Origin of the sequence: Vibrio sp. SNU_ST1 (genome assembly GCF_030563405.1) — a bacterium.
GTDB lineage: Bacteria > Pseudomonadota > Gammaproteobacteria > Enterobacterales > Vibrionaceae > Vibrio.
The window spans coordinates 2550095-2562581 of record NZ_CP130748.1 but is presented as its reverse complement, the minus strand read 5'-3'; the positions used below and the strand labels follow the sequence as shown (position 1 = coordinate 2562581).

Here is a 12487-nt window from a genome sequence, read left to right as displayed (position 1 = left end):
TAATCCTCGGCTCGCGTAGCGGCTGAATCAGAGATTGGCTGCTACAAATATAAACTTACTCTTATCAGGAGAGATTTATGTCTCTGAATGCAGAAACTAAAGCAGCAATCGTTGCAGAATACGCACAATCTGAAGGCGACACAGGTTCACCAGAAGTACAAGTAGCACTACTTACTGCTTCTATCAACCACCTACAAGGTCACTTCAAAGCGCACAAACACGATCACCACAGCCGTCGTGGTCTATTACGTATGGTTTCTAGCCGTCGTAAGCTTCTTGATTACTTGAAAGGCAAAAACCTTACTCGTTACCAAGACCTAATCAAGCGTCTAGGCCTACGTCGCTAATAGCGATGTCTGCAAAGACAGTTTGAAGAAAAGGAGCATTTATGCTCCTTTTTTTGTGCCTGTTATATTTTTAATGTTAAAAATGAAGGTTCTCTGTGCGGTTAACCTGATTTTTAATCGTGAAAATGTCTCTTGCCAAGAAAATAGTTTATACTCTCGCACGCGAATAATTGTTTGATTATTTCGCACCCTAATTAGCTCAACAATAACAGTCACAGATGTCGGCCAATAGGTCGCGACTATTAAAAGCAGATGTTTAGTCTGATTGAACTTCTCGTCTTTTTTTACTAGTCGCGATTAGTTATTGCTGAGCATTCATTCACTTATTCTGAAAAGAGATTTTCAGATGAAGGATATACAATGTTTGAAAAACCAGTTGTAAAGTCATTCCAGTACGGTAACCACACCGTTACTCTAGAAACGGGCGTAATGGCACGTCAAGCTACTGCTGCTGTAATGGCGACTATGGACGATACATCAGTATTCGTTTCTGTTGTTGCTAAAAAAGAAGCTGTTGCGGGTCAAGATTTCTTCCCTCTAACAGTCAACTACCAAGAGCGTACATACGCTGCGGGTAAAATCCCTGGTGGTTTCTTTAAGCGTGAAGGTCGTCCATCTGAAGGCGAAACACTAACAGCTCGTCTGATTGACCGTCCAATTCGTCCACTTTTCCCAAGTGCGTTTAAAAACGAAGTTCAAGTTATCGCTACGGTTGTTTCTATCAACCCTGACGTAAACCCAGACATGATCACTATGATCGCAACGTCTGCTGCACTTGCTATCTCTGGTGCTCCATTCAATGGTCCTATCGGTGCAGCACGTGTTGGTCACATCGACGGTGAACTTGTTCTTAACCCATCAAATACTGAGCTTGAAAACTCTAAACTAGACCTAGTTGTGTCTGGTACAGAAGGCGCAGTACTTATGGTTGAATCTGAAGCAGATAACCTATCTGAAGAAGAAATGCTTTCAGCTGTTGTTTACGGTCACGACCAACAACAAGTTGTAATCAAAGCAATCAACGAGTTTGCTGCTGAAGTTGCAACTCCATCTTGGAACTGGGAAGCGCCAGCAGTTAACACTGAGCTTAAAGCTCAAGTTGCTGAACTTGCTGAAACTCGTCTATCTGACGCGTACCAGATCACTGAGAAAATGGCTCGTTACGAGCAAGTTGGCGCAATCAAGAACGACACTGTTGAAGCTCTAATTGCACAAGACGAAAACCTAGATGAGCGCGAAATCCGCGGCATGCTTGGTTCTCTAGAGAAAAACGTAGTACGTAGCCGCATCATTGCTGGCAACCCACGTATCGATGGCCGTGAAAAAGACATGGTTCGTGCTCTAGACGTACGTACTGGTGTTCTTCCACGTACACACGGTTCTTCTCTATTCACTCGTGGTGAAACTCAAGCACTTGTTACTGCAACGCTTGGTACACAACGTGATGCACAAATCATCGACAGCCTAATGGGTGAGAAGAAAGACAACTTCCTTCTACACTACAACTTCCCTCCATACTGTGTAGGTGAGACTGGTTTCGTTGGTTCTCCTAAGCGTCGTGAAATTGGTCACGGTAAGCTTGCTAAACGTGGTATCCAAGCAGTAATGCCTTCTGTTGACGAATTCCCATACACAGTTCGTGTTGTATCGGAAATCACAGAATCTAACGGTTCTTCTTCAATGGCTTCTGTATGTGGTACATCTCTAGCACTTATGGATGCTGGTGTTCCAATCAAAGCTTCTGTTGCGGGTATCGCAATGGGTCTTGTTAAAGAAGGCGACGATTTCGTAGTTCTTTCTGACATCCTTGGCGACGAAGATCACCTAGGTGACATGGACTTTAAAGTAGCAGGTACTAACGCTGGTATCACTGCACTTCAAATGGACATCAAGATCGAAGGTATCACTAAAGAGATCATGCAAATTGCTCTTAACCAAGCGCAAGGTGCACGTAAGCACATCCTTTCTGTTATGGATGAAGCTATCTCAGGTGCTCGTGAAGATATCTCTGAATTCGCTCCACGTATCCACACAATGAAAATCAGCTCTGATAAGATCAAAGATGTTATCGGTAAAGGCGGCGCAGTTATCCGTGCTCTTTGTGAAGAAACAGGTACTACAATCGAAATCGAAGACGATGGCACAATCAAGATTGCTGCTACTGAAGGCGCAGCTGCTAAAGAAGCTATCCGTCGTATCGAAGAGATCACAGCTGAAGTTGAAGTTGGCCGCATTTACCAAGGTAAAGTTGCTCGTCTAGCTGACTTCGGTGCATTCGTTACTATCCTTCCAGGTAAAGATGGTCTAGTACACATCTCTCAAATCGCTGATAAGCGCGTTGAGAAAGTGTCTGACTACCTAACTGAAGGTCAAGAAGTACCAGTTAAGGTTCTTGAAATTGACCGTCAAGGCCGTGTACGTCTAAGCATGAAAGAAGCAGTTGAAACGCCAGCTGAAGGCGAAGCACCTGCTGCTGAGTAATTCTTAGCCTATTAATGGGACTATCGCTTTTTAGTGATTTCTAACCCATTGGTAAAAAAGCATGTTATAAAGGGGAGCATATCGCTCCCCTTTTTTATTGCGGTCATAACAGGAGTAATTATTTGTGAAATGGTTTCAAACCGCGAGTATGTGTTTACTGCTTGTACTGACAGGTTGTGCGACAACATCAGATAACACCTCACGCTGGGTTTATCCACCAATGGCTGTGCCGCTGCAACCAAGCGTTCAGCAAGAAGTTCAAATTGCACGTCTTAGTCAATTATTGCAGCGCCCGGATTTGAACGATGAAGTTCGAGCTAAGATGCTGTTTGAACGTGGTAACTATTACGACAGTGTTGGCCTGCGTGATCTAGCGCGTCTCGACTTCAACCAATCTCTTTCATTGAACCCTGCTCAACCTGATATCTTCAACCTTTTGGGTGTTTACTTTACGCAGGTAGGGGAGTTTGATGCGGCTTATGAATCTTTTGATTCTACGTTAGAGCTTGATCCTGCAAACTCTTACGCAGAAAGAAATCGCTCTATCGCACTCTACTACGGCGAGCGCTATGACTTAGCCAATGAAGAGATGATGAAGCACTACACCGATGATCCTAGCGATCCGTTTAGCGCTCTGTGGCTTTACATCATTCAGCATGAACTCACGCCAGAGCAAGCCCTGCTTGATTTGCAAAAACGTTACGAGAGCCGTGATGAGCAGTGGGGTTGGGTATTAGTCGCGATTATGCTTGATGACATTACTGAAGAGCAGGCTTTTAAGGCGATCTTGACCGGTACTCGTGACAACACGTTACTTGCGCAGCGCCTGACAGAGACATATTTCTACCTTGCTAAGCGTTACCACATGAATGGGGACTACGCGAATGCGATCTCTCTGTACAAGTTGTCAGTTTCTTTCAATGTGTATGAATATGTAGAGCATCGTTACTCTTTCTTAGAGCTAAGCCGTATATTTACTACTCTTAAAGCCGAGCACTTAGCAAAAGTTAAGTTGGCTGAGGCCGAAGAAGCTAAAGCTAAGTAAGAGATACATTTTGATTCCGAAAAACCGCTGCCTGTCAGCGGTTTTTTTATGCTCCTTTTTTATAAGCAGGGGGGGCTCATTTTTGATTGCTTTTAATTTAAACAATACTAAAATAGTTAGCCTTGCTAACTAAATGTTATTCTTTGATTGAGTGGGTATGCTGAACCAGAATTTAGAAAAGATTGAGCGCTTCGCCTCTAAGATATGGCGCACTCAGGTGAATGAAGATCCCATCTGCCAATTGAGCTTCAACGAATATGACTATTTGAAGGTCATTCAGGCTTCTCCAGAACCAATTCGATTGACTGATCTTGCCATTGAAATGCAAGTAACTAAGCCTTCTGCAACCACTATGGTTCAAAGGCTTGAGAGAAAAGGCCTTGTCGAACGCAAACCGTCTCTTGAAGATGCGAGATCTAAGTTGGTGGTTTTGACCCAAAAGGCTGAAGTGGGTTTAGAAGAAGAAAGCAAGATCTATCAGGTCATGGCACAGGTACTGGAAAGTCGTTTGTCTGAGCAAGAGTCTCAGCAGCTAAACCTGTTATTAAATAAAGCTTTGAAGTAAATAATTTAGATATTTAGTTAGCCTTGTTAACTAATTTTTCGAGTCATATCTTGTTGATATGCGACTCACAGATGAAAGTAGAGTAAGAAATGAGTAACTCAATTAATCGCCAGTTTTGGCGATACACAATTCCTACTGTGGCTGCCATGTTGGTTAATGGCCTGTACCAAGTGGTGGATGGCATCTTCATTGGCCGCTATGTGGGGGCTGATGGACTTGCAGGTATCAATGTTGCGTGGCCTGTGATTGGTTCGATTCTCGGTATTGGTATGTTGGTGGGTGTAGGTACAGGTGCGCTTGTCTCGATTCGCCAAGGTGAAAAAGATACTCAAGGCGCTAAGCAGATCTTAGCAACAGGTTTAACCTTGTTGTTGGCGATAACACCTATTGTTTCTGCATTGCTGTTTTTGTTTGCTGATAACTTCTTGCTTTGGCAGGGCGCAGAAGAGAGAGTGTATGAACTTGGCCTGCAATACTTACACATTCTGATTGGCGCGAGTGTGTTCACGCTAGGTTCGATCGCGATGCCGTTTTTACTGCGTAACGATGACAGCCCGAACTTAGCCACAATACTGATGATTGTCGGTGCGGTGATCAATATAGCTCTGGATTATCTGTTTATTGCTCAGCTTGGTTGGGAGTTGAAGGGTGCAGCATTGGCAACCGCGATTGCTCAGTTTGTAGTAACAGGTTTGGGGTTAGCTTACTTCTTCTCACGTCGAGCAAACCTGCGCTTGAGTTGGAATGAACTGAGACTGAAGCTTGATGTGATTCCACAAATCTTTGCCATTGGTACATCAAGCTTCTTTATGTACGCTTACGGTTCGATGATGGTCGCGCTGCACAATGCGTTATTCTCCCAATATGGCGATCAGTTGATGATCGGTGCTTACGCTATTTTGGGCTACATAGTGACGGTCTATTATCTCACGGCTGAAGGTATCGCCAACGGCATGCAACCATTGGTGAGTTATAACCATGGTGCGCGTAACCAAGCGAATATCCGTAAGCTACTTAAGATTGCGATGATGAGTTCGGTATTGATTGGTGTGGCGTTCGTGCTGCTTCTGAACGCGTTCCCACGTGAGTTTGTGTCAGTCTTTAACTCAGATGAACCTCAGCTAGTTGAGTACACCGTGTTGGGTATTCGATTGCACATGTTTGCACTGGCGCTTGATGGCTTCTTAGTGGTAGCGGGTGCTTACTATCAGGCGGTCAACAAAGGCAGTAAAGCGATGTTTGTCATGCTAGGCAATATGCTTATTCAGTTACCTTTCTTGTACATTATGCCTAAGTTATACGGTGTGCCGGGGATCTGGGTTGCGTACCCACTGTCTAATATCGCGTTAAGTGCGGTGGTGGTGGTGATGCTCTACAAAGATGTAAAGAAGCTCGATGTCTCACCGATGGAAACAGCAGCGGTATAGGTCGTATTTCTTAAGTCGAATTAAAAGGTCTAGCGAATGCTAGACCTTTTTGTCTCTGTGGCTGATGGGTTTAACTCTAGAAACTAGATGTTTTTAACGTCTAAACCCGCAAGCTGATGCCAGTAGCCATTGCACTGGCGGCTTTCAATCTTCATCGGTTTTTGACCTTGCTCGTTCGCTCTGAAATTATTAATTTCAGAGAAGGTATCGATACCGAGTGGGCTTAAACGAACCACATCAACAAGGTCGTGCATGCTCGGCAGATCATTGACTAGGTTGTAACAGTAACCTGATTGCGTCTGGATACCATTAAGGTTAAATACCGATTGGCCTTCTTGGCTTTCGACCTGCAGGCCTGTTGGGTACTTGATGCAGCAGGTTTCGCAATCGTCTTTGGCTTTGTTCTCTGCACGGGCTGTAAAGCAACGTGCAGAGTAAGCTAGAGGTAAGTAGCCATGGCTAAACACTTCTACTTCGAACTTATTACGTATATTAAGCTCTTCGCACTGTGTCATCACGTTGCTTAGCCACTCGCGAGAAAGCTCAACGGGCATACACCAACGCGTCATACCTTGTTTCAAGAACAGGTTCAGAGTGCGTGCATTGTAGGTGTTCACCGCAGGGCCAACAACAAAAGGCACCTTACTTTCACTTGCCAGTTGAATCGCAGATACATCATTGGCTTCAATGGCGAAGTCACCGTTATCAATGTACTTCTTCATGATGTTGACTTCGCTTGGGGCTTCTAGCAATGCCATGGTTGAAAGTACCACTTGCTTACCTGAATCAGACAGCTCTTTTGCTATGTCCATCCAGTGTTTTGCTTTCATCTCACGGCGCTTTGAGCACACCGCTTCACCGAGGTAGATGATGTCGGCAGAGCTTGATTTCGCTTGTTCATAGAAGCTTTCAACATCTTGTTTTGGCCAAAAATAAAGTAGAGGGCCTAATGCGTATTTCATTGAGTTCTCCATTTGGCTCTATTGCCATTTACGGTGATAAGCGCCAAGCGTGGTTTGTGTACCTTCAGATACATTCGCCAGTGTCGCATTCCAAGCTTGTTCCACTTGGTATTGTTCTGGGTTCGCTAAGTAGCGATCGATGGCTGCGCGCCAAGTGCGAGTAACTTGCTCGACATAAGCAGGGCTACGTTGGCGTCCTTCAATCTTCACAGAAGCAACATTCGCGGCGAAAAGCTCAGGCAACATAGATAGTGTGTTAAGGCTAGTTGGCTCTTCAAGTGCGTGATAACGCTTTCGCTCACCATCTACTTCTGCTTCAAATCGGCCTTTACATAGCGTTGGGTAACCTGCGTTCTCACCTGCTTCATACTTGTCGATAAGGATTTCGTTCAAGCGAGATTCAAGTCCGCCATCCGTTTCTTGCCAGCGAACGTATTTTGCTGGAGAACATGCCCCAACCGTATTTGGCGATTCACCCGTCATGTATGAAGAGAGGTAGCAACGGCCTTCTGCCATGATACATAAGCTACCAAAAGCGAATACTTCAAGGTCAACGTCAGAAGTGATGTTGCGAGAAAGCTGTTTGACCTGATGAATTGACAATACGCGCGGCAGTACGACACGCTTAACGTTGAAATTTTTATGGTAGAAGTCGATAGCGGCCGCATTGGTCGCAGATGCTTGTACTGATAAGTGCAGCTCTAGTTCTGGATATTTATTTGCAGCGTACTCGAGCACCGCAATGTCAGCGATGATCAGCGCATCAACGCCTAGTGCGGCGGCGTTATCTACAGCATTAGTCCAGCGTTCGAAGCCGTTTGGGTGAGCAAAAGTATTTAAGGCAACGTGAATTTTCTTGTTTCGGTCATGTACATACTGCACAGCACGATCGAGCTTTTTACCCGCAAAGTTAAGGCCTGCGAAGTGTCGGGCATTCGTATCGTCTTTGAATCCGATATAGACAGCATCTGCACCGCAATCAATAGCGGTTTTCAAAGCAGGTAAGTTACCCGCTGGGCATAAGAGTTCCATTTGCTCACTACCAATAGAATAAAATTGAAGCGAGTATTTTATGAAGAATTATGAATGACGGAATTGATGTAAGGCAGGTTTAGATGGATAAATCTGCTTTTACCCCATTTGAGGTACTGACGAGTGACCGTTTTACATGTTGGCTTGGCTTGAACGTGAGATATTTGAATCGGCTAGTTAGTTCTTATGGCGACGATTTTGGGCAAATAGCTCTTCGACATCTTGTTTTGGTTGAGGGCGATAGAAGTGGAAGCCTTGAATTGAACTGCAGTTGAGGTTAGACAGCAGGGTTGCTTGTTCACTGGTTTCGACACCCTCTGCAACCACGGTTAAATCGAGAGATTTCCCAAGGTTGATGATGTTTTCAATTACGGTAATTTGCTTTGGTAAGGTATCGATATCTGAGATAAAAGCCCGGTCAATTTTGAGTTCATCAATCGGAAAGCGAGCAAGGTAAGATAGAGAAGAGTAACCCGTACCAAAATCATCAATGGATAGTGCAAAGCCAAGTCTCTTAATTGCGTTTAGCATTTGCAGGGTGTGTTCACTATCACTCATTACGGCACTTTCTGTAAGCTCAAAGGTAATTGCACTTGGATCTAGCTCAGTAGAACGCAGCAACTTCTCCATGAAATCAATCAATTTTGGATTACCGAACTGCTCTGGTGAAAGGTTGATCGCGACGCGGCCAGGTAAAATACCCTGCATCTTCCACCGTTTCACTGTGGCAAATACTTCGCGCATGACCACACGACCAAGTTGTTCAATAAGGCCTGCTCGTTCCGCTACTGGGATAAATGCTGCAGGACTAATATAACCTTCTACAGGGTGCTTCCAACGTACCAGAGCTTCTGCTCCGTTAATGGTGAAGTCACGCGCATTTACTTTGGGTTGGTACCAAACTTCAAGCCCGTTCTGTTGCAGTGCTTTTTGCAATTCTATCTCAAGCCACAGTCGCATTCGTGCTTCTTTGTTCATCTGTTCGTTGAACTTGATCAGGCGGTTGCGTCCACGATCCTTAGCTTCATACATTGCGGTGTCAGCATTTTGTAGCAAGATACGTGCGTCGCTGCCATCGTGAGGAAAGCTCACACTACCAATCGAGCAGGCTAAACGCTTGCTAAAATGGTGGAGATCGAAGGGTTGATTGATCAGAGATATGATCTTTTCAGAGAGTATTTCAGGCGTTCGTGGATGTTCAGGCTCAGGTAGAATAATACCAAATTCATCACCGCCTAAATGGCCAATAATAGCTTGACGAGGCAGTTGTCGTTTTAAGCGAGATGCGACCTCTTTAATCACTTTATCACCGATATGGTGGCCAAGTGAGTCATTGATATTTTTGAAGTTATCGATGTCTAAGTAGAGCATCACAACAGGGGTCTTGTTGAGAATGAACTGCTCAAGGCTTTTGGTAAACCCAAGTCGGTTGTAGAGCTTAGTCAGTGTATCGATGTAGGCATCTTCACTGTTAGCGGGTGTGTATTGTTTTGTTGTTTCTTGGGCGTCTTGAATAAGTACGAGTTGGGTACTGCTTCCAAGAATGACCGTCGAGTCGATATTTAACTGAACTTTACGTTCAAAGCCACATCGAGCACCCGTTAAACAAACCAAGCCAGACTCAGAAATAATGGAGCTGAGGTCATTATTAAAGACTGTTTTGGTTTGTTTATCGATAAATAAGCGGCCTAACTCTTCGCCAATCAATTCTGTGGTGGAGTTAAAACCAAGTAAGCGCGCAGCTGCAGGGTTCGAAGACAGAATGTAGTCGTTTTCAACTAACAGCAATCCGTCTGGGAGCAGGTGCGAGAGTTTGTGGAATTTCGCTTCGGATTCTTCTAAAGAACGGACGAGTACTTGGTTTTCTGATGTATCGAAGGCGTGAAAGATGATGTATTCAGTTTTTTGACCATTGGTAAGCGGAGATAGGCTGAAATGAAGGCTAGTATCTAGAGCCGTTTCGTTTAGGGTGATTTCCGCTTCAATCGTTTCGCCATTGAATGCACGCTCATAGTAAGGCTTAAGGTGTTGATAGAATTGCTCACCTAAGGTTTGGCGGTCATTCATGCCTACAAGCTCTGTTTTACTTAAACCAGCAATATCACAGTAACGCTCATTCACCATAAAATAGTTATGTTGAGCATCAAGTACCGCAAAAAAGAACGGGCTGTTTGCAGTAAGCTGTGTAAACCAATGTTGTAGTTGCTGGGGAGGCATCAAAGTACTACCAATTCTCCAAGAGCTTGAATATTCACTATCGATAAACATTGATTGCTTTTTGTTCAGCTATCGATGTTTACTTGTGAGTGCAGCGATTCGCTGAGATTTTCATGACCAGAGTTACTATAACTGCGATTATCAATATATTAAAGGTCGAGTATCAAACTGAATTAATTTGATACATAACAGTAACTGAGATCTCAACATCATCTATGATGCATTCTATATTATTGACAAAGTTACGGATAAGTCACGTGATAAACAAGATACGCACTCAACTAGTTCAAAATGCCGCATCAATTTTGCGATCTCCAGTCCAGTTATTACCGAAATCAGTACAAAAAAAAGCCTTATTAGAAGCATTGAAAAATGTATTCAAGGAGGCTTTAGAAGATGGTGATTTTGAGTTCTTAGAAGACAAGTGGCTTAAAGTTTCAATAAAAGATATGGGGTTAAGTTGGTGTATTAGCTACAAAAATGAGCAACTAATTGTCGCAGATCAAGAGGTCAATGAAGATGTGAGTTTTAGTGGCAACCTAAATGATCTCGTGTTGATTGCGGGGCGAAAAGAAGACCCAGATACGCTTTTCTTCCAACGTCGACTGTCTATCGAGGGAGATACCGAGCTAGGTTTGGAAGTGAAAAATTTGATGGATAGCGTCGATTTAGATTTATTGCCGACTCCTATGAAAACTTTGTTAAATCAATTAGCTGATTTTGTGCAGAAGGGAGTACAATCCCCAGATACACAAAGTGAGGTAATGAATGCTTATTCGAACTGAAGCACCGGCAGATATACTTGTCATCGATCGTTTATTGAAATCTGTTTTTGAAACGGATGCAGAAGCTAATTTGGTTATGAGCTTGCGTGAGAATAGCCATTTAACGCTGTCGCTGGTGGCTTGTTCTGATGAAGGGGAGGTGGTTGGTCACCTGATGTTTAGCCCTCTTACTCTTGATGGTAACGATCATAACTGGCAGGGGCTTGCACCTCTCGCTGTGAAAGAAGAGTTCCGTAATCAAGGCATTGCCAAATCACTGGTTGAAGACGCATTTTCTACTTTGGTAGATTTTGGTTACCCAGCCTGTGTTGTGCTCGGTGATCCTGCTTACTACGGTCGTTTTGGTTTTAAGGCGGCGAGCGAATTTGGCCTGAGTTGTGTTTGGGACGTGCCTGAAGGTGCTTTTCAAGCGATTGAGTTGGTAGAAGGGGCGTTTGCTGGGCATTCTGGTAAAATTGTTTACAGCCCAGAGTTCAACGACTTATAAGCTGATTTACCACTCAATGAGATACAAACTGATTTAGTCTAAATAAAGGAGCTTGATGCTCCTTTATTTTTTGTTAGTATCAGCCCCAATGAGCACCGTTTAAGTTCGCTCGAAGAATATTAATACCAACAAACCAAAGGTTACGACCGCTAGATATGTCACAAACACACGCGCAATATCTACAAGAGATGGGCATTAGCCAATGGGAGTTAAGTCACCCAGAGCGTTTGGCTGGTTATGAATCTGAATTGACTCTGTTATCGAATGATTGCAAGTTACTGTTGGTTTCACCAGAAAAACCTCAGGAAGATCTCGCCGTGATGTTTGAGCGAGTACTCAAAAGTATCAAGCTCGACTTATCTCAGGCATTACATATTCAACCTCAGCATCTATCTTCTGTGGATTTAAGGGCGGTTGAGTGGGTATGGCTTGCTGGTTGCGAATCTGCTCATGAACTGAAGACCAAAACACTTCAATCTCCATTACTGTCTGACATTAACGGTAATAACCAACATCGCCGCGACTTATGGCAACAAATTTGTGCTTATGACTAATCAATTTTTACCGACTTCACAACAACACCTAGATGCTATTTGGCAGATAGAGCAGGCCGCGCATTCTCATCCATGGTCTGAAACCATGATCCGAGATCTTGAGAGTCGAGGTGCTTGTCATCATGTCCTTGAAGTCGATGGGCAAGTGGTCGGGTACTTCTTTGCGCAAAACATTGTTGGCGAAGTCACGTTGCTTAATATCGCGGTAGACCCAAGCCAGCAAGGCAAAGGGTATGGGAAAGCGTTAACTGAACATTTTCTTGATATGTGCGAACAAGCTGACGCGGAAAGCGCTTGGCTGGAAGTTCGCGAAAGTAATGTGAACGCGTTTAATCTGTACGAAAAGGCCGGCTTCAATGAAGTGGACCGCCGTCGTAACTATTACCCAACCAAGCAAGGCAACGAAGATGCCATCATTATGAGCTATCTTTTTATGTCGTTTAGCTAGCAATCTACGTCTTTTAGCTAACCCTAGATAGCTAACCACAGAATTGGCGACAAAATAGGGTGTAAACTGACCCTTTAGAAAGTGACACGCTTTCTGTATAATCCGCACACAGAATTCAAGGGCAAGTATTATCTACT

12 protein-coding genes are annotated in these 12487 nt (G+C 44.0%); 9 read left to right on the top strand and 3 right to left on the bottom strand.

Features of this window, described 5'->3' with window-relative positions; all coding sequences use genetic code 11:
- Positions 1-77 precede the first annotated feature (77 nt).
- From rpsO to Q5H80_RS11175, 5 genes are all read left to right on the top strand, one after another.
- On the top strand, positions 78-347 hold the full coding sequence (gene rpsO, locus Q5H80_RS11195) for a 30S ribosomal protein S15 (protein ID WP_004734493.1): 270 nt from the start codon (positions 78-80) through the stop codon (positions 345-347).
- A 360-nt stretch (positions 348-707) separates the two neighbouring features.
- Positions 708-2828: a polyribonucleotide nucleotidyltransferase gene (pnp, locus tag Q5H80_RS11190; RefSeq protein WP_012604701.1), complete on the top strand. Its 2121-nt coding sequence runs from the start codon at positions 708-710 to the stop codon at positions 2826-2828.
- A gap of 124 nt (positions 2829-2952) precedes the next feature.
- Positions 2953-3873, top strand: a complete 921-nt coding sequence (nlpI, locus tag Q5H80_RS11185) for a lipoprotein NlpI (RefSeq protein WP_304564797.1) — start codon at positions 2953-2955, stop codon at positions 3871-3873.
- A 157-nt stretch (positions 3874-4030) separates the two neighbouring features.
- Positions 4031-4438 (top strand): MarR family winged helix-turn-helix transcriptional regulator, encoded by a 408-nt coding sequence (locus tag Q5H80_RS11180; protein ID WP_304564796.1) that lies wholly within the window; start codon positions 4031-4033, stop codon positions 4436-4438.
- Positions 4439-4527: 89 nt separating this feature from the next.
- Positions 4528-5865: an MATE family efflux transporter gene (locus Q5H80_RS11175; RefSeq protein WP_304564795.1), complete on the top strand. Its 1338-nt coding sequence runs from the start codon at positions 4528-4530 to the stop codon at positions 5863-5865.
- 83 nt (positions 5866-5948) lie between these two features.
- Here Q5H80_RS11175 and Q5H80_RS11170 read toward each other — a convergent pair whose 3' ends face one another.
- The 3 genes from Q5H80_RS11170 to Q5H80_RS11160 form a co-directional block, all read right to left on the bottom strand.
- A complete protein-coding gene (locus tag Q5H80_RS11170; RefSeq protein ID WP_017096660.1) occupies positions 5949-6827 on the bottom strand; it encodes a U32 family peptidase in 879 nt (292 codons plus the stop codon).
- Positions 6828-6845: 18 nt separating this feature from the next.
- Entirely contained in the window at positions 6846-7859 is a 1014-nt protein-coding gene (locus tag Q5H80_RS11165; protein WP_009847533.1) for a peptidase U32 family protein, read from the bottom strand.
- Between the two features lie 177 nt (positions 7860-8036).
- Positions 8037-10076: a bifunctional diguanylate cyclase/phosphodiesterase gene (locus tag Q5H80_RS11160; protein ID WP_304564794.1), complete on the bottom strand. Its 2040-nt coding sequence runs from the start codon at positions 10074-10076 to the stop codon at positions 8037-8039.
- Between the two features lie 215 nt (positions 10077-10291).
- On the opposite strand from Q5H80_RS11160, the gene Q5H80_RS11155 reads away from it, so the two are divergent.
- The 4 genes from Q5H80_RS11155 (at position 10292) to rimI (ending at position 12350) form a co-directional block, all read left to right on the top strand.
- Complete coding sequence (locus tag Q5H80_RS11155) at positions 10292-10861, top strand: SCP2 domain-containing protein (protein ID WP_304564793.1); 570 nt, start codon at positions 10292-10294, stop codon at positions 10859-10861.
- Positions 10845-11348 (top strand): GNAT family N-acetyltransferase, encoded by a 504-nt coding sequence (locus tag Q5H80_RS11150; protein ID WP_304564792.1) that lies wholly within the window; start codon positions 10845-10847, stop codon positions 11346-11348. Before Q5H80_RS11155 ends, Q5H80_RS11150 begins: the two co-directional genes overlap by 17 nt.
- A 155-nt stretch (positions 11349-11503) precedes the next feature.
- Positions 11504-11902: a DNA polymerase III subunit psi gene (locus Q5H80_RS11145; RefSeq protein ID WP_304564791.1), complete on the top strand. Its 399-nt coding sequence runs from the start codon at positions 11504-11506 to the stop codon at positions 11900-11902.
- Positions 11895-12350, top strand: coding sequence for a ribosomal protein S18-alanine N-acetyltransferase (rimI, locus tag Q5H80_RS11140; protein WP_048664534.1), 456 nt, complete (start codon positions 11895-11897; stop codon positions 12348-12350). The genes Q5H80_RS11145 and rimI overlap by 8 nt, the downstream gene beginning before the upstream one ends.
- Positions 12351-12487 lie beyond the last annotated feature (137 nt).

Bases quoted from the DNA above. Each gene is read 5' to 3' on its own strand.
- rpsO (WP_004734493.1), top strand. From the start codon at position 78: ATGTCTCTGAATGCAGAAACTAAAGCAGCAATCGTTGCAGAATACGCA.
- pnp (WP_012604701.1), top strand. From the start codon at position 708: ATGTTTGAAAAACCAGTTGTAAAGTCATTCCAGTACGGTAACCACACC.
- Q5H80_RS11180 (WP_304564796.1), top strand. From the start codon at position 4,031: ATGCTGAACCAGAATTTAGAAAAGATTGAGCGCTTCGCCTCTAAGATA.
- Q5H80_RS11175 (WP_304564795.1), top strand. From the start codon at position 4,528: ATGAGTAACTCAATTAATCGCCAGTTTTGGCGATACACAATTCCTACT.
- Q5H80_RS11170 (WP_017096660.1), bottom strand. From the start codon at position 6,827: ATGAAATACGCATTAGGCCCTCTACTTTATTTTTGGCCAAAACAAGAT.
- Q5H80_RS11165 (WP_009847533.1), bottom strand. From the start codon at position 7,859: ATGGAACTCTTATGCCCAGCGGGTAACTTACCTGCTTTGAAAACCGCT.
- Q5H80_RS11160 (WP_304564794.1), bottom strand. From the start codon at position 10,076: ATGCCTCCCCAGCAACTACAACATTGGTTTACACAGCTTACTGCAAAC.
- Q5H80_RS11155 (WP_304564793.1), top strand. From the start codon at position 10,292: ATGATGCATTCTATATTATTGACAAAGTTACGGATAAGTCACGTGATA.
- Q5H80_RS11150 (WP_304564792.1), top strand. From the start codon at position 10,845: ATGCTTATTCGAACTGAAGCACCGGCAGATATACTTGTCATCGATCGT.
- Q5H80_RS11145 (WP_304564791.1), top strand. From the start codon at position 11,504: ATGTCACAAACACACGCGCAATATCTACAAGAGATGGGCATTAGCCAA.
- rimI (WP_048664534.1), top strand. From the start codon at position 11,895: ATGACTAATCAATTTTTACCGACTTCACAACAACACCTAGATGCTATT.